Below are 20,517 nucleotides of genomic sequence, written 5' to 3' on the forward strand. Positions count from 1 at the left end.
CACGGCGGTGTGCCGCCCCCCTCGCAGTGGTGCGCGCCGGCCCGGCTCCGCCCGGGGGTGGTGGGCGGCTCACGGGCACGGCGAAGGCGCCGCGCTCCGGACCGGCCTCGTTGCCGTCCGGCGCTGCGCGGCGCCGAAAGTACATGGATACGCCACAGATAAGCATCCGCAGGGGCATTGGCTCAAGCGGGGCCCATACCACTGGGCCAATGGCGCAGCAAGAACGCGCCATTTCCGGCCATGGCGGTGCCAACGGACCGGCCGCCCGGCCGCCGGCCTGACGTCAGTGCTCCGGGGCGGTCTCCGTCGGTACGCACAGGACGGGCACCGGGGACAGGTGCAGGAGCTTGTGCGGGGTGGAGCCGAGGAGGGCGCCGCGGATGGGGCTGTCGCCCCAGGTGCCGACGATGATGACCCGGGCGTGGTGACGTTCCGCGGCGTCCAGCAGGGCCTGGGCCGGCTTCTCGTCGACGACCTCGACCGTCGACGGCACGCCGGCGGCGTCGGCCGCCTCGACGGCGTGCGCGAGGGCGCTGCGGCCCGCCTGGCGGACGGCTTCCCGGTGGGCCCGGTACTCCTCGCCGGTGGCGCCGGGGGCCGCGGCGCCGAAGACGAGGACGAGGGGCTCGCCGAAGGCGGCGGCCACCTCCAGCGCCACGTTCAGGGCGCGTGCCGCGCCGGGCGACTCGTCGTATCCGAGGACCACGGACATCCCGCCCCCTCAGCGCTTTCCGCCGTGCACGAGCGCCGGATCGGCCACTCCCCGCCGCTCCTGCCAGAACCGGCCGTCCCGTACCCGCCAGAAGCACATGACGAGCACGCCGGCGGCGGCGATCGCGATCCCGATGACCAGCGGCGGGCCGAGCCCGAACCAGGAGACGCCGCTGGCCGAGTTCTCCGGGTGGGACATGTCGCGGACCGACTCCACGAGCAGCCAGATCAGCAGGCCGGCGCCGGTCACCGGGCCGACTCCGATGAGCAGGAGGTTGTGCAGGTTCTCCCGCAGGTGGCGGCGGTAGTAGACGGCGCAGGCCAGGCCGGTGAGCGCGTAGTAGAAGGCGATGAGCAGGGAGAGCGCGGTGAGCGAGTCGAGGAGGGCGTTCTCGCTGATCTGGTTGACGGCGAGGTACCAGGCGATGGCGATGCCGGCCACCCACCAGGTGCTGACGTCCGGGGTCCGGAACCGCGGGTGGATGTGCGCGAGCGGGGGCGGCAGGGCGTGCCGGCGGGCCATGGACAGGGCGGTGCGGGAGGCGGGGATGATCGTGGTCTGGGTGGAGGCGAGCGCGGAGGTGCAGACGGCGAGGAGCACCACCCAGTCCCAGCCGCCCATGACCTCGTGGGCGAGCACGGCGAAGAGGGCCTCCTCCTCGCCCGCGTTCGCGGCGAGGAACGCGGTGCCGGAGTAGCCGACGACCGCGAAGCCCACGGACAGGTAGGTCACCAGGAGCACCACGGTCGACCAGATGCCGGCCCGGCCGGGGGCCGTGGCGGAGTTCTCGACCTCCTCGGTGAGGTTGACCGCGGACTCCCAGCCCCAGTAGATGAACACCCCGAGCAGCAGTCCGCCGGTCAGGGCGGCGCCGCCGGCGCCGAAGGGGTTGAGCCAGCCGACGGACGGTTCGAGCGAGTCGAGGGTGCTGGTGCCGGCGTAGATGCGGTAGAGGGCGACGACGGCGAAGGCCAGCAGGCACAGCACCTGGGCGAGGATGAGGACGTCCTGGAAGTGGGCCGACAGTTCGGTGCCGATGACGCAGATCGCGGTCATCGCGAGGATCACGGCGACCGTGAGGCCCTGGCGGACGGCGGCGTCGGCGGCCACGCCGTCGAGGCCGACGGCGAGCAGCCCGAAGTGGACGGCCACGTCGGCCAGCGAACCGATGACGAGCACTCCGGTCATGGCGATGGCCCAGCCGCCGAGCCAGCCCGCCCAGGGGCCCATGGCCCGGGTGACCCACGAGAAGGTCGTGCCGCAGTCCTGGTCGACCTTGTTGAGGTAGTAGAAGGCGGCGGCGATGAGGAGCATCGGCAGGAACGACGCGAGCATGATGCCCGGCGCGTAGATCCCGGCCAGGGCCACGATCGGGCCGATGACGGCGGCCAGGGAGTAGGCCGGCGAGGTCGAGTTCAGGCCGATGACCAGCGCGTCGAGGAAGCCGATCGCATTGGGCTTGAGCCCCGCGTCCTGCTGCTCCGTCCCCGCTTCGCCACCCGCACCGTCATGGGCCATGTACGCATGGTCGGGCACCCGGCAGCGCCGCGCGAGGCGGACGCTGCCGTTCAGGGGCGGGTGTTCCAGCCCGCGATCACCGGGAGGCCGTGTTCCGTGGAGAGCGCGCTGACGGTGCCGGTGCGCAGCAGGAACAGCCGGCCGGCCGCCGGATCCAGGCCGAGGTAGCGGGCGGTGAGGACGCGCAGGAAGTGGCCGTGGGCGACGACCACGACGTCGCCGTCGTCCGCTCGCAGGACGGGCGCGATCCGGGCCAGGGCGCGGTCGGCGCGGGCGCCCACCTGGGCGGCGCTCTCGCCGGGGTGCGCCGGGTCGCCGGGCGGGACGCCGTCGGTCCACAGCGACCAGTCGGGGGCGCTGCGCCGGATCTCCGCGGTGGTGATGCCCTCGTAGCCGCCGTAGTCCCACTCGTACAGGTCGGGGTCGGGGACGGCGCCGGTGAGGCCGGCGAGTTCGGCGGTGGCGACGGCCCGGCGCAGCGGGCTGGTCAGCACCAGGGCGGGCCGGCGGCCGCGGAAGTAGGGGGCGAGGGAGATGGCCTCCTCGACGCCGCGCGCGGTCAGGGGTACGTCGGTGCGCCCGGTGTGGCGCCCGTTGGCGCTCCACTCCGTCTCGCCGTGCCTCACCAGCACCAAGTCGCTCATTCTCGCGACCCTATGCCGGAGCCGAGCGGCCCGGGGCCGCGGGGGGGGGGTCGGGGTCGGCGTGTCAGAGACTCCCCCTGGATCTGATTCGATGCACAAACGCTGCGAGTTTCCCGGCGACGGCCGGCGCTAGAGGCTCGACCCATGGACGGCACAGGGGTGCAGCGCCCCGGGGGCTCCGCAGTGCCCGGTGATCGCGTCGTGGCCGGTTTCACGGCCGGGGACGACGCCTGCGTGGAGGCGGTCTACCGGCACTGGCGGCCGATGGTGCACTCGCTCGCGCGCAGGGCGCTGGGGGACGAGCGGGAGGCCGAGGACGTCACCCAGCAGGTGTTCCTCGCGGCCTGGCGCGGGCGGCGCGGCTACCGGCCGGGGCCGGGCGGGATGGGTGCCTGGCTCAGCGGGATCACCCGGCACAAGGTGGCCGACGCGCTGGAGGCGAGGAGCCGGCGGGCCAGGGCGGCCGCGGCCGCGGCGCGGGCGTTTCCGGACCCCGCCGCCCGGTCCGGCGCCGGCGCCAGGGCCGAACCGGAGCGCGTCGTGGACCGGTTGCTGGTGCTGGCCGAGCTGTCCCGGCTGCCGTCCCCGCAGCGGCGGGTGATGTGCCTCGCCTTCTACGCAGACCTCTCCCAGTCGCAGATCGCGGACCGTACGGGCCTGCCCCTGGGGACCGTCAAGAGCCATATGCGGCGGGCCCTGCACGGCCTGCGCCGTTCGTTGGAGCCGCATCCGCCGCCAGCGCCGCGATGACCTCCAGGCCCGAGCGCAGTCCGAAGAGGCGCTCCGCGCGCGGTTGCGGGGCGCCCGCGCCCCAGCCCGGGCCCGCGAGCAGCAGCGCCGGACGCCCCCGCGCGCCGCGCAGGCCCCACTCGATGTCCGCCACCGACCGGGCCAGGGCCGCGTCCGCGGTGGTCCGGGTCTGGGACCACAGCACCACGGCCCGCGGTCCGGTCCGGCGTACGGCGTCCCGCAGGGCCCGCGCGGGCAGCGCGGCCCCGAACATCCGCACGGGCAGGCCCCGTTCGCCGAGGGCCGCGGCCAGCGCCTCGATGGGCAGGCTGTGCAGCTCGTCCGGTACGCACGCCAGGAGCACCGGGGGCGCTGCGGGGTGCGGCGCCGCGGGCGGGGGCCGGAGGCGGTGCATGGCCGCGGACACGTGCCAGGAGAGCAGGTGCTCCACCTCCACGTAACGCTCCCCCGCCGAGGCCCAGGTGCGGCCGACGGCGTGCAGGGTCGGGGCGATGATCTCCTCCCACGCGGTGACCAGACCGTGCTCCGCGAGGGCGGTGTCCAGCAGTTCGGCCACGGACGGCGCGTCCAGCCGTACGGCGGCACGTGCGAGCCCCCGGCACTCCGGGCGGACCTCCCCGAGGCGAAGGGGACCGGGCCCGCCCGGCGCCGGATGCGGCGCACCGGATGCGGCGCGGGCGGCGGGCGCCGCGTCCAGCGCGGCCCGCGCCGCCTCGGCCGGGGGGACGCCCTGTGCGGTGAGCCGGCACATCAGCTCCAGCCGGGCGATGTCCTGCGGGCTCCAGCGGCGGTGGCGTCCGCCTTCGCGGCGCGCGGGACCGATGGCGTACCGGCGCTCCCAGGAGCGCAGCGTGTTCGGCGACACTCCCAGGTGCCGGGCGACGGCGCCGGTGCTGAGCGCGACGTCGGGCGGGCCCGGCGGGGGTCCGGACCGAGGCGGGGGCTGCGGCGGGGGCTGCACCCGCACACGGTACGACGGGCGGCGGGCGTGGGCGGCGGGCTGTCGGACCAGTCGCTTCACCCACCGTGCCGCCCCTGCCGGAAACGGTCGAGTCCGTCGGCGAGCGACACCACCGGATCGGGGTAGTCGTAGCGGGCCCGCTCCGGCTCCGCCAGCCGCCACGGCTCGTGGACGAGCGGCGCGTCCAGCCCGGCGAGCTCGGGCACCCAGCGGTGCACGTAGTGGCCCTGGGGGTCGAAACGCAGACCCTGCCGGACGGGGTTGAGCACGCGGTTGGGGCGGGTGTCGGTGCCGGTGCCCGCGACCCACTGCCAGTTCAGCTGGTTGTTGGCGAGGTCCCCGTCGACCAGGAGGTCCAGGAAGTGGCGGGCGCCCGTCCGCCAGTCGATGTACAGGGTCTTGGTCAGGAAGCTCGCGACGAGCATCCGGCCGCGGCCCGGCATCCAGCCTTCGTGGCGCAGCTGGCGCATGGCGGCGTCGACCACGGGATATCCGGTGCGGCCGTCCTTCCACGCCTGGGTCTCCTCCTCGGCGGCGGGGCCGGTGCGCCAGCGGTCCTGCCGGGCGCGGTAGTCCTCGGCGGCCACCTCGGGGCGGGCGGCGAGCACCTGGTGGTGGAAGTCGCGCCAGCACAGCTGGCGGACGAAGGCCTCGGCGCCCGGGCCGCCGGCGGACCGGGCACGGTGGACGGCCTCGGTGGCCGAGAGGGTGCCGAAGTGCAGGTGCGGGGAGAGACGGGAGGTGGTGTCCCCGGCCAGTTCGTCGTGGCGGTCCGCGTAGTCGGCCAGTCCGGAGCGGAGCCAGTTCGTCAGGAGCCGTCGGCCCTCGCTCTCGCCGCCCCGGGCGAGGCCCGGGGAGACCCCGGTGAGGGAGCCGCGCGCCGGCAGGGGCTCGGAGCCGACGCCCTCGGGGACCCGGACGGCGCGGGGTGCGGCGGCGAGCGGCCGCGGGGGCAGTTCGCTCCAGCGGCGAAGGTACGGGGTGAAGACGGCGAAGTGGTCGGAGCCCGCCGGGTGCACGGCCCCGGGCGCGACGGCGGTGATGACCGTCTCGTGGACGTAGAGCCGCCGTCCCTCGGCTTCGAGGGCGCTGCGCAGCCGCTCCTCGCGGGCCTGGGCGTAGGCGCTCACACCGGCGGCCATGTGGACCTCGTCGGCGTCGGTCTCCCGTACGAGGGCGCACACCTCGGCGACGACGTCCCCGGAGCGCAGCACCAGGCGGGCGCCGCGGGCGCGCAGTCCGGCGTCGAGGTCGGTGAGGCAGTCGGCGAGGAACGCCTGCCGGTTGGGCGGGGCGAAGCCGGCGGCCGCGACGGCGCGGTCGCGGACGAACAGCGGGACCACCTGGTCGCAGGAGGACATGGCCGCCCGCAGCGGCGGGTGGTCGTGCAGGCGCAGGTCGGAGGTGTACAGGACCACCGCGACGTTCATGTTCTGGCTCCGCGTCAGGGTCGGTGAGGAGGGTTGGCGTGGGGTACTTCGGCGGCCGGGGCCCCGGTGGATGCGCCGTCGCCGGCGGCGCCGCCCTGGCGTTCGGCGGCGCGGGCGATGTTGCGGGCCATCCCGCCGAAGACCACGGCGTGGAAGGGGGACACGCTCCACCAGTAGAGGTGGCCGAGCAGACCGTGCGGATGGAACAGCGCCCGCTGCCGGTAGCGGGCCCGGCCCGGCTCCGGACCGGGGTCGGCGCGCATTTCGAGCCAGGCCAGGCCCGGCAGCCGCATCTCGGCGCGCAGCCGCAGCAGCCGGCCCGGTTCGATCTCCTCCACCCGCCAGAAGTCGAGGGAGTCGCCCACGCGCAGGCGGGTGGCGTCGCGGCGGCCGCGGCGGATGCCGACTCCGCCGACGAGCCGGTCGAGCCAGCCGCGCACCGCCCAGGCCAGCGGGAAGGAGTACCAGCCGTGCTCGCCGCCGATGCCCTCCACGACCCGCCACAGCGCACCGGGCGGGGCCGCGACGACCCGCTCCCGCCGGTCGGTGTACAGGCTGCCGCCCGCCCAGTCGGGGTCGGTGGGCAACGGGTCGCTGGGCGCGCCCGGCACGGAGGCGGAGGACCAGCGGGTGGTCACGTCGGCCTCCCGGATGCGCTGGAGGGCGAGCGAGAGCGCCTGGTCGAAGCCGATCGGCGCTCCGGGCGGGTCGGGCACGTAGCGGGCGATGTCGTGCTCCGCGCAGACCACCTCGTGGCGCAGGGACTCCGCGAGCGGCCGGGCCAGCGCCCGCGGCACGGGGGTGACCAGGCCGATCCAGTGGCTGGACAGCCGCGGGGTGAGCATCGGGACGCGCAGGATGAGCCGCTCGGGCAGCTCGGCCACCGCGGCGTAGCGGCGCATCATCTCCTCGTACGTGAGCACGTCCCGGCCGCCGATGTCGAAGGCCCGGTTCACCTCGGGCGGCATGGTGGCGCTGCCGACGAGGTAGCGCAGGACGTCGCGGACGGCGATGGGCTGGCAGCGGGTGCCGACCCAGCTGGGGGTCACCATGACGGGCAGCCGCTCGGTGAGGTAGCGCAGCATCTCGAAGGAGGCGGAGCCGGAACCGATGATGACCGCGGCGCGCAGGACGGTGGCCGGTACGGGCCCCGCGAGGAGGATCTCGCCCACCTCGGCGCGGGAGCGCAGGTGCGGGGAGAGCTTCTCCACGGGGATGCGGGCCGGGGTGAGTCCGCCGAGGTAGACGATGCGGCGGACCCCGGCCCTATGGGCCTGCTCGGCGAAGATCCTGGCGGCGGCGCGGTCGCGTTCCTCGAAGCCGGAGCCCCCGCCGAGGGCGTGGACGAGGTAGTAGGCGACGTCGACGCCCTTGAGGGCGGCGGCCACGGCCTGCGGGTCGGTGGCGTCGCCGCGGGCGGTCTCCACCTGCCCGGCCCAGGGGTGGTCGCGCAGCTTCTCCGGGGAGCGGGCCAGGCAGCGGACGCGGTGGCCCGCGTCGAGGAGTTCGGGCACCAGTCGCCCGCCGATGTAGCCGGTCGCTCCGGTGACCAGGCAGTTCAGACCCGTCATGACTGTCTCCGCTCCTCGTGGGCCGTGCGGGCCGGGGGCCTCGTACGGGATTCCGGCGGGGCGGTGCGATCGGATGCACGTGAGCGGGCACCGGCCGACGGAACTGAGCCATTGGTACAGTCACGGCATGGCGGTGGACGAGCTCGACACCCGGATCCTGCGCCTGCTGATCGAGCAGCCGCGCACCAGCGTCCGCGAGTACGCCCGCATCCTCGGCGTGGCGCGGGGCACGCTCCAGGCCCGGCTGGACCGGCTGGAGCGCACCGGCGTGATCACCGGGACGGGGCCGGTGCTCTCCCCGGCGGCGCTCGGACACCCGGTGCTGGCCTTCGTGCACATCGAGGTCACCCAGGGCCACCTGGACGACGTGGGTGAGGCGCTGGCCGCCGTACCGGAGATCATCGAGGCCTTTTCCATCACCGGCGGCGGCGACCTGCTGACCCGCGTGGCGGCCCGCGACAACGCCCATCTGGAGGACGTGATCCAGCGGCTGATCCGGCTCCCGGGCGTGGTCCGCACGCGCACGGAGGTCGCGCTGCGCGAACGGGTCGCCCACCGGCTGCTGCCGTTGGTCGAGTCCGTGGGCAGGGCGGCACGCAAAGCCTGACAGGATGGCCGGGGCAGGACACAACCGGCAGGACGGACGCAACGGATGAATTCCGTCATATTCGATCTCGACGGCACCCTCGTGGACAGCGAGCCGAACTACTACGAGTCCGGCCGTCGCACCCTGGAGCGGCACGGGATCGCCGATTTCACCTGGGAGCACCACGCCCGTTTCATCGGCATCGGCACGCTGGAGACGCTGGAGATCCTCAAGGACCGGTACGGGATCGCGGCGCCGGTCGAGCAGCTGCTCGCCGAGCAGAACTCCGCCTACCTGGAGCTGGCCGGCACCCGGACCGAGGTCTTCCCGCAGATGCGCGAGCTCGTCGAGCGCCTGCACGCCGAGGGCGCGGCGATGGCGGTGGCCTCCGGCTCCTCGCGCGAGGCGATCGACGCCGTCCTGGCGGCCACCGGGCTGGACCGCCTGCTGACCACGGTGGTCTCCGCCGAGGAGGTGGCGCACGGCAAGCCCGCGCCGGACGTGTTCCTGGAGGCGGCCCGTCGGCTGGGCGCGGACCCGGCCGGCTGCGTGGTCTTCGAGGACGCGGCGCCGGGTGCGCGGGCGGCCCGCGCGGCGGGCATGGGCTGCGTGGCGATCCCGTACGTGAGGGACACCGCGGACGACCCGGCCTTCGCGGCGGCCGGACTGCTCTTCCCGGGCGGGCAGGCGGAGTTCAGCGCGGACGTGGCGCACGACTGGCTGACGACCCGCCGGCCTGGCTGACGCGGGCGGGCCCCTGTCGGCCCTCTGGCGCCCTGCGCGGGCCGGTGCCACCATGCCTGCGTGACCGCGACCCCGCCCCCGGGCACCCGCAACGGCGGACCGCGCGGGTGGCCCCTGCTCGGCAACCTGCCCGCCTTCGCCCGCGATCCACTGGCCTTCTTCGAGTCCCTGCGCGACGACTACGGCGACTGGGTGCCCTGGTCGCTCGGTCCGCGCCGGGGCATACTGCTCTCCCGGCCCGAGCACACCGGTGAACTGCTGGGAGCCGTCGAGTCCACCTTCAAGCCCATGGAACTGGGCTGGGCCCTGCACCAGTTGCTGGGCAACGGGGTGGTCGTCTCGACCGGGGACGACTGGCGGCGCAAGCGGGCCCTGGTCCAGCCCGCCGTGCGGCCGCGCCAAGTCGCCTCGTACGCCACCACGATGGTGGAATGCGCCGACGCGCTGGCCCGCAGCTGGCGCGAGGGCGCGCGGATCGACGTACACCGGGAAATGGCCCGGCTCACCCAACGGATCGCCGTGCGCACGCTGTTCGGCGGTGACGCGGCGGGCCGGGAGGCGCCCATCAGTGCGGCCATGGCCACGGCGCAGCGGGAACTGGGGGCGGAGTTCAGGGGGCTGACCCTGTTCCTTCCGTCGTGGGTGCGCACTCCGGGCCGGCGCCGGATGCGGGAGGCCGTGGCGGTCCTCGACGAGGAGATCGAGTACGTCATACGGGAGCACGAGGCCGCGTCACGCGCCGGCGCGGAGCGGGACGACCTGCTGAGCCGGCTGCTCGCGGCCCGCGACGAGCACGGCGGCCCGCTGTCCCGCAAGGAGGTGCGGGACGAGTCGATCACCCTCTACATCGGCGGCCACGAGACCACCTCGACCACCCTGACCTGGGCCTGGCAGCTGCTGTCGGGGGCGCCCGAGGCGCGGGCCCGGCTGACGCAGGAGCTGGACCGGGTGCTGGGCGGACGACTGCCGACGCACGAGGACTACGCGCGGCTGCCCTGGACCCGGCAGGTGGTCAAAGAGGCGCTGCGGATCTATCCGCCGGTCTGGCTGATCTCGGCGGTGGCCGCGCAGGGCGCGAGCATCGGCGGGCGGGCGGTGCCGGTGGGGACGGCGGTGTGGACGAGCCCCTGGTCGATGCACCGCGACGAGCGGTGGTTCCCGGACCCGGAGGCCTTCCGCCCCGAGCGGTGGGACGCGGACGCCCCGCATCGGGCGCCGGACCACGCCTGGTTCCCTTTCGGCGGCGGCCCGCGGGCGTGTCTGGGGGCGCGGTTCGCGCTGGTGGAGGCCGTGCTGGTGCTGGCCGTGCTGGGGCAGCGGTTCCACCTGGACAGCGGGACCGAGCGGGCCGCGGTCTTCCCCGGGCTCACCTTGCAGCCGAAGACCCCGGTGCTGGCGACTCTGGTGGCGGCCTGAGGGGGTGGGCCTGAGGGCCGGGATCCGGGGGTGCGGGAAGAGCACGCACGCCCCGTGAGTTAGTAGAACCGTGAACGACATCTCGCGCGACGTGGACGTGGTGGTCATCGGGGCCGGGCAGGCGGGCCTGTCCAGCGCCTACCACCTCGCCCGGACGGGGATCGACCACGTGGTCCTGGACCACGCGCCCCGCCCGGGCGGGGCGTGGCAGTTCCGCTGGCCCTCCCTCACCTACGGCAAGGTCCACGGGATGCACGCCCTGCCCGGCATGGAACTGACGGGCGCGGACGTGCTGCGGCCGTCGTCGGAGGTGATCGGGGCGTACTTCGCCGCCTACGAGGACCGCTTCGACCTGCGCGTACGGCGTCCCGTGGACGTCAGCGCCGTGCGGGACGCAGGCGCGGGACGGCTGCGGGTGGAGACGTCGGACGACGTCTGGTCGCCCCGGGCCCTGATCAACGCGACCGGGACCTGGGACCGGCCGTTCTGGCCGCGCTACCCCGGCCAGGACGTCTTCCGCGGCCGCCAGCTGCACACCGCGAACTACCCGGGGCCGCAGGAGTTCGCCGGGGCGCGGGTCATCGTCGTCGGGGGCGGCACGTCGGCGGTGCAGCACCTGCTGGAGATCTCAGAGGTGGCGGCGGAGACCACGTGGGTGACGCGGCGGCCCCCGGTCTTCCGCGACGGGAGCTTCGGCGAGGCCGAGGGCCGGGCCGCGGTGGCGCTGGTGGACGAGCGGGTGCGCCGGGGGCTGCCGCCACAGAGCGTGGTCAGCGTCACGGGACTCCCGCTGAACGATGCCGTCCGGGCCGGTCTGGCCTCGGGCGTCCTGGAGCGCCGGCCCCTGTTCGACCACCTCACCGCCACGGGCGCCACCTGGGCCGACGGGACCCGCGTCAACGCGGACGTCATTCTGTGGGCCACCGGCTTCCGCGCGGCCGTCGACCACCTGGCCCCGCTGCGCCTGCGCGAGCCGGGCGGGGGCATCCGGGTCGAGGGGACCAGGGCGGTGCGCGACGAGCGGGTCCACCTGGTCGGCTACGGCCCGTCGGCCTCGACCATCGGGGCCAACCGGGCGGGCGGCGCGGCGGTCCGCGAGATCCGCCGGCTCCTGGCGCGCGAGCGGGTGGGCGCGGCGGCGCTCTGAGGGGAGCGGCGGCGCTCTGAGCGGGCGGACCGGGGCTCCGGCCGGTGCCGGGCCGTCCGCGCCTCATCTCCCGGCGGCGGAACCCGCCTTCGCGCGGATCCGGTTGAACTCCGCGACGTGCTTCTTGTGTTCCTCGTAGGTCGCCGAGAAGCGGGTGTCCCCCGGCTTCACGGTGACGAAGTACAGCCAGTCGCCGGGCGTCGGCGCGACCGCCGCCGCCATGGCCTCCAGGCCGGGGCTGTCGATCGGCGTGGGCGGCAGTCCCTGGCGTGCGTAGGTGTTGAAGGGGCTGTCGAGGCGGGTGTCGCTCAGCTTGGTGTCGACCGTGCTGCGGTTGAGGGCGTAGTTGAGGGTGGAGTCCATCTGGAGGGGCATCGACTTGGCCAGCCGGTTGTGCACCACGCGGGCCACCTTGCCCATGTCGGCGCGGTTCTCGGCCTCCGCCTCGATGATGCTGGCCAGGGTGGCCGTCTGGTACGGGGTCATCCCGTGGGCTCTTCCGCCGTCCGCCACGGCCCTGGTGGCGAGCTTCTCGTTCGCCGTCCGGACCATGTACGCGAGCAGCGCGGCCGGGGTGGACTTCGAGGTCACCGGGTACGTCGCCGGGAAGAGGTAGCCCTCCGGATTGCCCTTGGCCTCCGCGGGCAGCTCCAGCCCGGCGGTGGCCACCGCCGTCTTCGTGGAGCCCGGCGGGAGTTTCAGTTCGCGGTCGATCGCGGCGTACACCTGGGGGGCCCGCCAGCCCTCGGGGATGACCAAGCGGCGCGGCTTCTCCGGGGCTTCCTCACCCCGCAACAACGGGATCAGGGCTGCCGCACCCAGCGCCAGCAGTGTGCCGATCAGAAGCGCGAGCCGGCCCCGGCGGGTGAGCCGGGAACGGCGCTGTGGTGGCCGGTACTCATGACGCATGCGGGAACACTAACCCGCAAAAAGCGCCTTTTCCGACATTCAGCCCATTCGGCATTCACATGGTCATACATTGGCCGGAGCCAGTTCGACGCCCTCGGGCGGCTCGGGGGTCAGCGCGGCGTCCCGGTCCCGGCGGACGAGGGCCGCGTACCGTCCGTCGGCCTTGAGCAGTTCCTCGTGGGTGCCGCGCTCGGCTATGCGGCCCGCGTCCAGGACCACGATCTGGTCGGCGTCGCGGACGGTGGAGAGGCGGTGCGCGATGGTGATGGTCGTCCGTCCGGCGGAGAGGTTGTCGATGGCCTGCTGGACGGCGTGCTCGGTGCGGGTGTCGAGGGCGCTGGTGGCCTCGTCGAGGATCAGCACCGGCGGGTCCCTCAGGATGGTGCGGGCGATCGCCAGGCGCTGCTTCTCCCCTCCGGAGAACCGGTAACCGCGCTCGCCCACCAGAGTGTCGTACCCGTCGGGCAGGGACGCGATGTGGTCGTGGATCTGCGCCGCGCGGGCCGCTTCGACCATCTCCTCGTCGGTGGCGTCGGGCTTGGCGAAGCGCAGGTTGTCCGCGACGGAGGCGTGGAAAAGATACGTCTCCTGGGAGACCACTCCGATGGAGCGGGCCAGCGAGTCGAAGTCGAGGTCGCGCACGTCGATCCCGTCGAGGGCGACCCGTCCGCCGGTCACGTCGTAGAGCCGGGGCACCAGGTAGCTGAGGGTGCTCTTGCCGGAGCCGGTCGGGCCGACCACCGCGAGGGAGCCGCCCGCCGGGACGGTGATGTCGATCCCCGAGAGGGTCGGACCGTTCTTGGCGTCGTAGGCGAAGTGCACGTCCTCCAGCGCGACCTCGCCCTTGGCCCGCTCCAGCCGGACCGGGTCCGGGCGCTCGGTGATGTCCACCGGCAGGTCGAGGTACTCGAAGATGCGCGCGAACAGGGCGAGCGAGGTCTGTATCTGCACGCCGGTCGACAGCAGGCTCACGGCGGGCCGGAAGAGTCCCTGCTGCAGCGTGACGAAGGCGACCAGGGTGCCGACGGAGAGGGAGGGCGCGCCCGTCTGGAGGGCCAGGCCGGCGGCCCAGTAGATCAGGGCGGGCATCGCGGCCATGACGATGCCGATGGTGGACATCCGCCAGCGTCCGGCCATGCTGGCCCGCACTTCGAGGCCGACGAGCCTCTCGGACTCCTCCGCGAAGGCGTTCGTGAGGGAGTCCGAGCGGCCCATGGTGCGGCCCAGCAGGATGCCGCTCACCGAGAGCGACTCGGTGACCGTCGCCGCCATGGCGGCCATCTGCTTCTGGCGCTTCATGGTGATCTTCTTGCGCTCGCGGCCGACCCGTCGGCTGATCCACACGAAGACGGGGAGCAGCGCCAGCGAGACGAGGGTGAGCCGCCAGTCGAGCGCGAGCATGGCGACGACGGAGGCGATCACGGCCGTCAGGTTCGAGACGAGCGAGGTGGCGGTGGAGGTGACGGTGGCCTGCATGCCGCCGATGTCATTGGCGATGCGGGACTGGACCTCGCCGGTGCGCGTCCGCGTGAAGAAGGCCAGCGGCATCCGCTGGAGCTGCGCGTAGACGGCGGTGCGCAGGTCGTGCATGACGCGCTGCCCGACGGTGGTGGAGATCAAGGTCTGGAGCACGCCGAAGACGCTGGTGACCACGGCGGTGAGGATCATGCCGAGGGCGAGCAGGCTGAGCAGCCCGGTGCGGCCCTGCGGGATCGCGACGTCGAGGATCTCCTTGAGCAGGAACGGCGAGGCCACGCCGACCAGGGAGGATGCGGCGACCAGCAGGCCGACGACGGCGAGCCGCCCCCGGTAGGGCCGGAAGAGCCCCACGATGCGGCGCAGCTCGCGCGGCTGCTCGGCCGGGGCGGGCCGGCGGGGGTCGAGCGGATCGTTCGACGGCGTCCACTTCGGTTCGTCGTGACGCATGGGCACCCTCTCGGGGTCGGGGGTCGAGGCCATTGGAGCATAGGTGATTGTTACCTATGCTCACAATGAACGGCATCCTGATATTGTTCCCGGCATGAGCTCCGCCTCCGACACCGACCGCCTCCTCGCCGAACAGCTGCTGCGCCTGACCCGCAGGCTCCACCGGATCCAGAAGCGGCACATGGAGCCGCTCGGGATCACTCCCGCCCAGGGTCGGCTGCTGCGCCTCGTCTCGCACTACGAGGGAGGCCAGGCACCCCGAATGGCGGATCTCGCCGCACGCCTGGAGGTCGTCCCCCGCGCCGTGACCACCCTGGTGGACGGCCTGGAGGCCGCCGGGTGCGTACGCCGCGCGCCCGATCCCGCCAACCGGCGCGTCATCAGGATCGAGCTCACCGACAACGGCCGCGCCACGCTGCGCCGACTGCGCAGCGCGCGGACCGACGCCGCGGAGGAGATCCTGGCTCCGCTGACCGCCGACCAGCGCGAGGTGCTCGGCGGCCTGCTGAACACCCTCTCGGACGCCCCGGCGGAGCGCACCTGCTGAGGAAGCCACGCGCGGCCGGGAGCGCGCCACCCGGCCGTGAGCGCCGTTGTGCGCGGCCCGTCTGACCAGGCGCCCTTCCACGGAGAAGATCCGCAAACCTGGTGGCCGCACGCCGTTGTCCAGGGAAAATCGATTGCCCGGAGCCGGTCCGGAAGGCGAACCTTGCTCGGTTTGGACCACTCGACCAGTCATGGGGCGTCATGCAGATCAGCGATCTTCCGTATCCGGATCCAGGGGTACCCGACGCTCGCTCCGGCCCCCGCTTCCTCCTGTGGCTGGGCCGGGGCCAACTCGGCGGACAACTCAAGAGCCTGTGCTGGGGCATGCTCCACTTCTCGGGCGTCGCCGCCCTGCCGTACGCGGTGGGGCTGGGCGTCGACGCCGTCATCGACCGCGACGCCGACCGGCTGCTCCTCGTCGGCGCGCTGCTCGCCCTGACCGGCGTCGCCATCTCGGTGGGTGACGCCATGCTCCACCGCACCGCCGTCACCAACTGGATCACCGCCGCCGCCCGGGTGCAGCAGCTGCTCGCGCGCAAGACCGCCGAACTGGGCTCCGCCCTGACCCGGCAGGTCGCCGCCGGCGAGGTGGTCGCCGTCTCCACCGGCGACGTGGAGAAGATCGGCTGGTTCGTCGAGGCGATCTCACGCTTCCTCGCCGCCGTCTTCTCCATCGTCCTCGTCTGCGTGGGTCTGCTGTTCTACGCACCCGAGCTCGGCGTGGTCGTCGCCGTCGGCGTGCCGCTGGTCGCCCTGGCCGCGCTGCCGTTGCTGCCGCGCGCCACCCAACGCGCGGACGTCCAGCGGGAGAAGGCGGGCAAGGCCACCGAGCTGGCCTCCGACACCGTGGCGGGCCTGCGGGTGCTGCGGGGCATCGGCGGTGAGGAGCTGTTCCTCGGCCGCTACCGCGAGGCTTCGCAGGAGGTCCGCAAGGCCGCCGTGCGCAGTGCCCGGATGTGGGCGCTGATCTCCGCGGTCCAGGTGCTGCTGCCGGGGGCGCTGCTGATCACGGTGGTCTGGTACGGCGCCGCGCTCGTCGTGGACGGGCGCGTCGCGGTGGGTGAACTCGTCGCGGCCTTCAGCGCGGTGGCGACGCTGCTCTACCCGCTGCGTCACTTCGAGGAGATCGCCATGGCCTACTCCTTCTCGCGTCCCTCCGCGCAGCGGGCCGCCCGCGTGCTGTCCCTGACCCGGACGCAGGCCGGCGAGCGGCCGGCGCACGCCGGGCGCCCGCAGCCGCCGGCCGCGGGCGGGGACCTGTACGACCCGCAGACGGGCCTGCTGGCCCCGGGGGGCCGGTTCACCGCCGTCGTGTGCGGGGACCCGGACCTGGCGGGCCGGCTCGCGGAGCGCCTCGGCGGCCACCCCATGGACGGCGAGGCGGGCGGTGACCGGCCGTCGGTGCTCCTCGGCGGAGTCGCGCTGGACGAGCTCGCGCTGGACACGGCGCGCACGCTGGTCCTCGTACAGGACAAGGACCCCGTACTGCTGTCGGGCACGCTGCGGACCCTGTTCGACGTACCGGCCTCCGGAGCGGTCGAGCCCGGTGCGGCGCTGGGCGCGGCCCAGTGCGCGGACGTGCTGGACGCACTGCTGCAGTCGGCTCCGGACGGATGCGAGGACCCGATGGACGCGCGGATCACCGAGCGCGGCCGGTCCCTGTCCGGCGGCCAGCGCCAGCGGCTCGCGCTGGCGCGGTCCCTGGTCACGGACCCGGAGGTGCTGGTGCTCGACGAGCCGACCTCGGCCGTCGACTCGCACACCGAGGCGCGGATCGCCGACGGGGTCGCGGCGCTGCGCGCGGGGCGCACCACGGTGGTACTGGCGTCCTCGCCGCTGCTGCTGGACCGCGCCGACCGGGTCGTCCTCATCGACGGGGGCACGGTGGCGGCGGTCGGTACGCACCGCGAACTGCTGAAGGGCGAACCGCGCTACCGGGCGGTCGTCACCCGCGAGACCGAGGAGGAACAGCGGCTCGCACGCGTGGAACTGACAGGGCTGGACGAAGCACTCACAGAGATCGAGGAATCCGCATGATCGGCGTGGCGCCACCGGAGAACGATCCGGCGGCCCCCGAGTCGGCCGCGACCCTGCCCGTGGGCACGTCGGCGACCGTACGGGGCTATGTGCGCGACCTGTTCCGGCGTCACCGGCGGGCCTTCGCGCTGCTGGTGGGCGTCAACGCGACCGCGGTGATCGCGTCCATGGTCGGCCCGTACCTGCTGGGCCGGGTCGTGGACCAGCTCGCGGACGGGGCGCGCGATCTCCATCTGGAGCGCGTGGCGCTGCTGTTCGCGCTGGCGCTCGCCCTCCAGACGTTCTTCGTCCGCCAGGTCCGGCTGCGCGGGGCGATGCTCGGCGAGGAGATGCTGGCGGATCTGCGCGAGGACTTCCTGGTGCGCTCGGTGGGCCTGCCGCCGGGGGTGCTGGAGCGGGCGGGTACGGGCGACCTGCTGTCGCGGATCACCACCGACATCGACCGGCTGGCCAACGCGATGCGCCAGGCCGTGCCGCAACTGGCCATCGGCGTGGTGTGGGTGGGGCTGCTCTTCGGGGCGCTCGCGGTGACCGCGCCCCCGTTGGCGCTGGCGTCGCTGGTGGCGCTGCCGGTGCTGGTCGTGGGCTACGGCTGGTACGTCAAGCGGGCGCCCGCGGCGTACCGCTCGGAGGCGGCCGGATACGCGGCGGTCGCGGCCGTGCTCACCGAGACGGTGGACGCGGGCCGCACCGTCGAGTCGCACCGCCTGGGGCCGTACCGGATCGCACTGTCGGAGCGGCGGATCAAGGAGTGGACGGCGTGGGAGCGGTACACGCTGTTCCTGCGGACGATCCTGTTCCCCGTCATCAACGTCACCTACGTGACGATCCTCGGCTCGGTGCTGATGGCCGGCGGCTACTGCGTGCTGCGGGGCTGGATGTCGGTGGGGCAGCTGACCACGGGTCTGCTGCTGGCTCAGATGATGGTCGATCCGATCGGCCTGATCCTGCGCTGGTACGACGAGCTGCAGATCGCCGAGGTCTCGCTGGCCCGCCTGGTGGGTGTACGGGAGATCGCGCCGGACGCCGGCGACGCGAAGGTGACGCCCGAGGGCCGGGACGTGCGGGCCGACGAGGTCCACTTCGGCTACCGGGAGGGCGTCGACGTCCTGCACCGGGTGTCGATGTCCGTCCCGCCGGGCACCCGGATGGCGCTCGTCGGCCCCTCGGGCGCGGGCAAGTCCACCCTGGGGCGGCTGCTCGCGGGCATCTACGCGCCCCGCAGCGGCGAGGTCACCCTGGGCGGGGCGCGGCTTTCGCGCATGCCGGCGGAGCGGGTGCGCGAGCACGTGGCGCTGGTCAACCAGGAGCACCACGTCTTCGTGGGCTCGCTGCGCGACAACCTCCGCCTCGCACGGACGGACGCCGGGGACGGCGAACTGTGGGCGGCTCTGGGCGCGGTGGACGCGGACGGCTGGGCACGGGCCCTGGAGGCGGGCCTGGACACGGAGGTCGGTTCCGGCACGACGGCCCTGTCTCCGGCGCAGGCGCAGCAGATCGCGCTGGCCCGGCTGGTGCTGGCGGATCCGCACACGCTGGTGCTGGACGAGGCCACGTCGCTGCTGGACCCGCGTGCGGCGCGGCACTTGGAGCGATCGCTGGCCCGGGTGCTGGACGGCCGCACGGTCATCGCGATCGCCCACCGGCTGCACACCGCGCACGACGCGGACGTGATCGCGGTGGTCGAGGGCGGCCGGATCAGCGAACTCGGCTCCCATGACGAACTGGTCGCGGCCGACGGGGCGTACGCGGCGCTGTGGCGGTCGTGGCACGGGTGACCGGATGGTGACCCAAACCCCTCGCGGGACCGCTCGCACGTATGTACTCTGAGCAAGCTTCAAACCTGATCACGTTCAAAAACAGAAAATGGGGGGGCCGGTGCGTAATCGCCGACTCATGCTTTCCACCGCCGTCGTCATAGCGGCCGGTGTCGGACTCGTCCCGGGAGTCGCCACCGCGGCGGGCCCGGACGCAGCCAAGGGGACGGTCGGTACGGGGGTGTCCGTTCCCGATCTGGATCTGACCGAGGCCAAGGCCAAGGCGTTCAAGGCCGAGACCTTCAGCAGCCCGGCCGCCAAGACGGTCCACCCGGCCGCGCAGGGCGGCGAGAAGACCGCTCCGCGGGCCGCGGGGACCGCGTCCGCCGAGCCGACGGTCGCACTGCAGGCCGAGGCCATCAGCACCCACGCGATCCAGCTGGCCCTGACGTTCACCGTCGCGCCCGAGGACTCGATCAGCTCGCTCATCGAGTGGGGAGACGGCCAGACCTCGTCGACGCCGGCCTCTCCGGCCACGCAGACCCTGGACCACAAATACGCCAAGACCGGCATCTACACCGTCAAGGTCACCCTGCTCGACGGCACCACCGTCCGGGGCACCAACGAGATCGTCGTGCGGACCGCGGGCAACGAGTTCACCCCGCACGCCCCGACCCGCCTGCTGGACACCCGCGAGGGCATCGGCGCGCCCCTAGCCAAGGTGCCCGCCTACGGGACGGCCCGCGTCAAGATCGCCGGGGCCGCGCAGATCCCGGCCGGCGTGACCGCCGTGGCCCTCAACGTCACCGTCACCAACCCGGCCAAGGGCGGCCACGTCCGCGTGTACGCCGACGGTGGCGACCTGCCGAGCACCTCGAACGTCAACTACACCCCGGGGCAGACCGTCCCGAACATGGTGATCGCGTCGGTCGGCGGCAACGGCTACGTGAACATCTACAACCACGGCGACGGCGCGATCGACCTCATCGCCGACGTCACCGGCTACTTCTCCAAGAGCGCCGCCAGCGGCTACACCTCGGTGACCCCCAGCCGTATCGTCGACACCCGCGAGGGTCTCGGTACGGGCACGGGCCGGGTCCCCGGCTACGGCAGTTTCAGCACCCAGGTCACGGGCCGCGCCGGTGTCCCGGCGAGCGCGAAGGCCGTCGCGCTCAACGTGACCGTCACCGAGCCGCAGGCCAACGGTCACCTGACCGTCTACCCCTCCGGCAGCTCGGCCCCGACCTCGTCGAACCTGAACTTCACCACGGGCCAGACCATCGCCAACGCGGTCATCGTCCCGATCGGCCCGGACGGCAAGATCAGCATCCGTAACGGCGCCGGGTCCGGGACCCACGTGGTCGCCGACGTCGTCGGCTACTACAGCCCCGAGAGCGAGAGCGCGCTGGTGCGCACCGTCCCGGAGCGCTGGTTCGACACCCGCGAGTGGGAGGACGGCCCGCTGGACGGCCGCACCTACATCTACGGGCGGTACGGCGCCGGCGACCCGAACATCACCGCGGTCATCACCAACGCCACCGTCACCAATACCGCGGGCACCGGCTTCCTGACGGTCGCGCCGGACCCGAACTCGTGGGAGGCCTACGAGGGCGGCTGGTCCACCCGCCCGGTCGCGCCCAACTCCTCCAGCCTCAACTGGACCCCGGGCAAGACCGTGCCCAACCTGGTCCAGACGAGCTCCGGCGTGAACAACATGATCGACTTCTGGAACATGAGCTACCAGTCCACGGACCTGCTCGTCGACACCTTCGGCTTCTACGCCAAGAACTGACGCGCCCGACCCCGCCCCCACCGGCGGGACCCGCGGGCACGGCGCCCCGGGAGCGGACCCCAGTGGTCCCG

17 protein-coding genes are annotated in these 20,517 nt (G+C 73.7%); 9 read left to right on the top strand and 8 right to left on the bottom strand.

Annotation, left to right across the window (positions count from 1 at the left end):
* Positions 1–283: 283 nt before the first annotated feature.
* The 3 genes from ACF059_RS06860 to ACF059_RS06870 are packed head-to-tail and all read right to left on the bottom strand — an operon-like array spanning position 284 to position 2,874.
* Positions 284–712, bottom strand: coding sequence for a universal stress protein (locus ACF059_RS06860; RefSeq protein WP_366868639.1), 429 nt, complete (start codon positions 710–712; stop codon positions 284–286).
* A 9-nt stretch (positions 713–721) separates the two neighbouring features.
* The gene (locus ACF059_RS06865; protein WP_392052379.1) at positions 722–2,230 is read right to left on the bottom strand and encodes an APC family permease; all 1,509 of its coding nucleotides are present in this window, start codon (positions 2,228–2,230) and stop codon (positions 722–724) included.
* A gap of 50 nt (positions 2,231–2,280) precedes the next feature.
* Entirely contained in the window at positions 2,281–2,874 is a 594-nt protein-coding gene (locus ACF059_RS06870) for a histidine phosphatase family protein (protein WP_392052382.1), read from the bottom strand.
* Positions 2,875–3,018: 144 nt separating this feature from the next.
* Between ACF059_RS06870 and ACF059_RS06875 the strand changes: the two genes are divergently transcribed.
* Positions 3,019–3,624 (top strand): RNA polymerase sigma factor, encoded by a 606-nt coding sequence (locus ACF059_RS06875; RefSeq protein ID WP_392052385.1) that lies wholly within the window; start codon positions 3,019–3,021, stop codon positions 3,622–3,624.
* Here the strand turns inward: ACF059_RS06875 and ACF059_RS06880 are convergent.
* The 3 genes from ACF059_RS06880 to ACF059_RS06890 are packed head-to-tail and all read right to left on the bottom strand — an operon-like array spanning position 3,548 to position 7,586.
* On the bottom strand, positions 3,548–4,585 hold the full coding sequence (locus tag ACF059_RS06880; RefSeq protein ID WP_392052388.1) for a MerR family transcriptional regulator: 1,038 nt from the start codon (positions 4,583–4,585) through the stop codon (positions 3,548–3,550). The genes ACF059_RS06875 and ACF059_RS06880 overlap by 77 nt on opposite strands.
* 56 nt (positions 4,586–4,641) lie before the next feature.
* On the bottom strand, positions 4,642–6,015 hold the full coding sequence (locus ACF059_RS06885; RefSeq protein ID WP_392052391.1) for a cryptochrome/photolyase family protein: 1,374 nt from the start codon (positions 6,013–6,015) through the stop codon (positions 4,642–4,644).
* A 14-nt stretch (positions 6,016–6,029) separates the two neighbouring features.
* Entirely contained in the window at positions 6,030–7,586 is a 1,557-nt protein-coding gene (locus tag ACF059_RS06890) for an SDR family oxidoreductase (RefSeq protein ID WP_392052394.1), read from the bottom strand.
* A 127-nt stretch (positions 7,587–7,713) separates the two neighbouring features.
* On the opposite strand from ACF059_RS06890, the gene ACF059_RS06895 reads away from it, so the two are divergent.
* From ACF059_RS06895 to ACF059_RS06910, 4 genes are all read left to right on the top strand, one after another.
* A complete protein-coding gene (locus ACF059_RS06895) occupies positions 7,714–8,193 on the top strand; it encodes an Lrp/AsnC family transcriptional regulator (protein WP_392052399.1) in 480 nt (159 codons plus the stop codon).
* 45 nt (positions 8,194–8,238) lie between these two features.
* On the top strand, positions 8,239–8,916 hold the full coding sequence (locus ACF059_RS06900) for an HAD family hydrolase (RefSeq protein WP_392052402.1): 678 nt from the start codon (positions 8,239–8,241) through the stop codon (positions 8,914–8,916).
* Between the two features lie 60 nt (positions 8,917–8,976).
* Positions 8,977–10,332 carry a cytochrome P450 gene (locus ACF059_RS06905; RefSeq protein ID WP_392052404.1) on the top strand — a complete coding sequence of 452 codons (1,356 nt, stop codon included), beginning with the start codon at positions 8,977–8,979 and terminating at the stop codon, positions 10,330–10,332.
* Positions 10,333–10,402: 70 nt separating this feature from the next.
* A complete protein-coding gene (locus tag ACF059_RS06910) occupies positions 10,403–11,479 on the top strand; it encodes an FAD-dependent oxidoreductase (RefSeq protein ID WP_392052407.1) in 1,077 nt (358 codons plus the stop codon).
* 63 nt (positions 11,480–11,542) lie between these two features.
* Here the strand turns inward: ACF059_RS06910 and mltG are convergent, their stop codons facing one another.
* The gene (gene mltG / locus ACF059_RS06915; RefSeq protein WP_392052410.1) at positions 11,543–12,388 is read right to left on the bottom strand and encodes an endolytic transglycosylase MltG; all 846 of its coding nucleotides are present in this window, start codon (positions 12,386–12,388) and stop codon (positions 11,543–11,545) included.
* Between the two features lie 63 nt (positions 12,389–12,451).
* The gene (locus tag ACF059_RS06920; protein ID WP_392052413.1) at positions 12,452–14,314 is read right to left on the bottom strand and encodes an ABC transporter ATP-binding protein; all 1,863 of its coding nucleotides are present in this window, start codon (positions 14,312–14,314) and stop codon (positions 12,452–12,454) included.
* Between the two features lie 94 nt (positions 14,315–14,408).
* On the opposite strand from ACF059_RS06920, the gene ACF059_RS06925 reads away from it, so the two are divergent.
* The 4 genes from ACF059_RS06925 (at position 14,409) to ACF059_RS06940 (ending at position 20,446) form a co-directional block, all read left to right on the top strand.
* A complete protein-coding gene (locus ACF059_RS06925; RefSeq protein WP_392052416.1) occupies positions 14,409–14,861 on the top strand; it encodes a MarR family winged helix-turn-helix transcriptional regulator in 453 nt (150 codons plus the stop codon).
* 200 nt (positions 14,862–15,061) lie between these two features.
* Positions 15,062–16,897, top strand: a complete 1,836-nt coding sequence (locus ACF059_RS06930) for an ABC transporter transmembrane domain-containing protein (RefSeq protein WP_392052419.1) — start codon at positions 15,062–15,064, stop codon at positions 16,895–16,897.
* Positions 16,894–18,675 carry an ABC transporter ATP-binding protein gene (locus ACF059_RS06935; RefSeq protein WP_392052422.1) on the top strand — a complete coding sequence of 594 codons (1,782 nt, stop codon included), beginning with the start codon at positions 16,894–16,896 and terminating at the stop codon, positions 18,673–18,675. Before ACF059_RS06930 ends, ACF059_RS06935 begins: the two co-directional genes overlap by 4 nt.
* A gap of 118 nt (positions 18,676–18,793) precedes the next feature.
* Positions 18,794–20,446: a hypothetical protein gene (locus ACF059_RS06940; RefSeq protein ID WP_392052425.1), complete on the top strand. Its 1,653-nt coding sequence runs from the start codon at positions 18,794–18,796 to the stop codon at positions 20,444–20,446.
* Positions 20,447–20,517 lie beyond the last annotated feature (71 nt).

Origin of the sequence: Streptomyces sp. NPDC016562 (genome assembly GCF_043076955.1) — a bacterium.
Classification (GTDB): domain Bacteria; phylum Actinomycetota; class Actinomycetes; order Streptomycetales; family Streptomycetaceae; genus Streptomyces.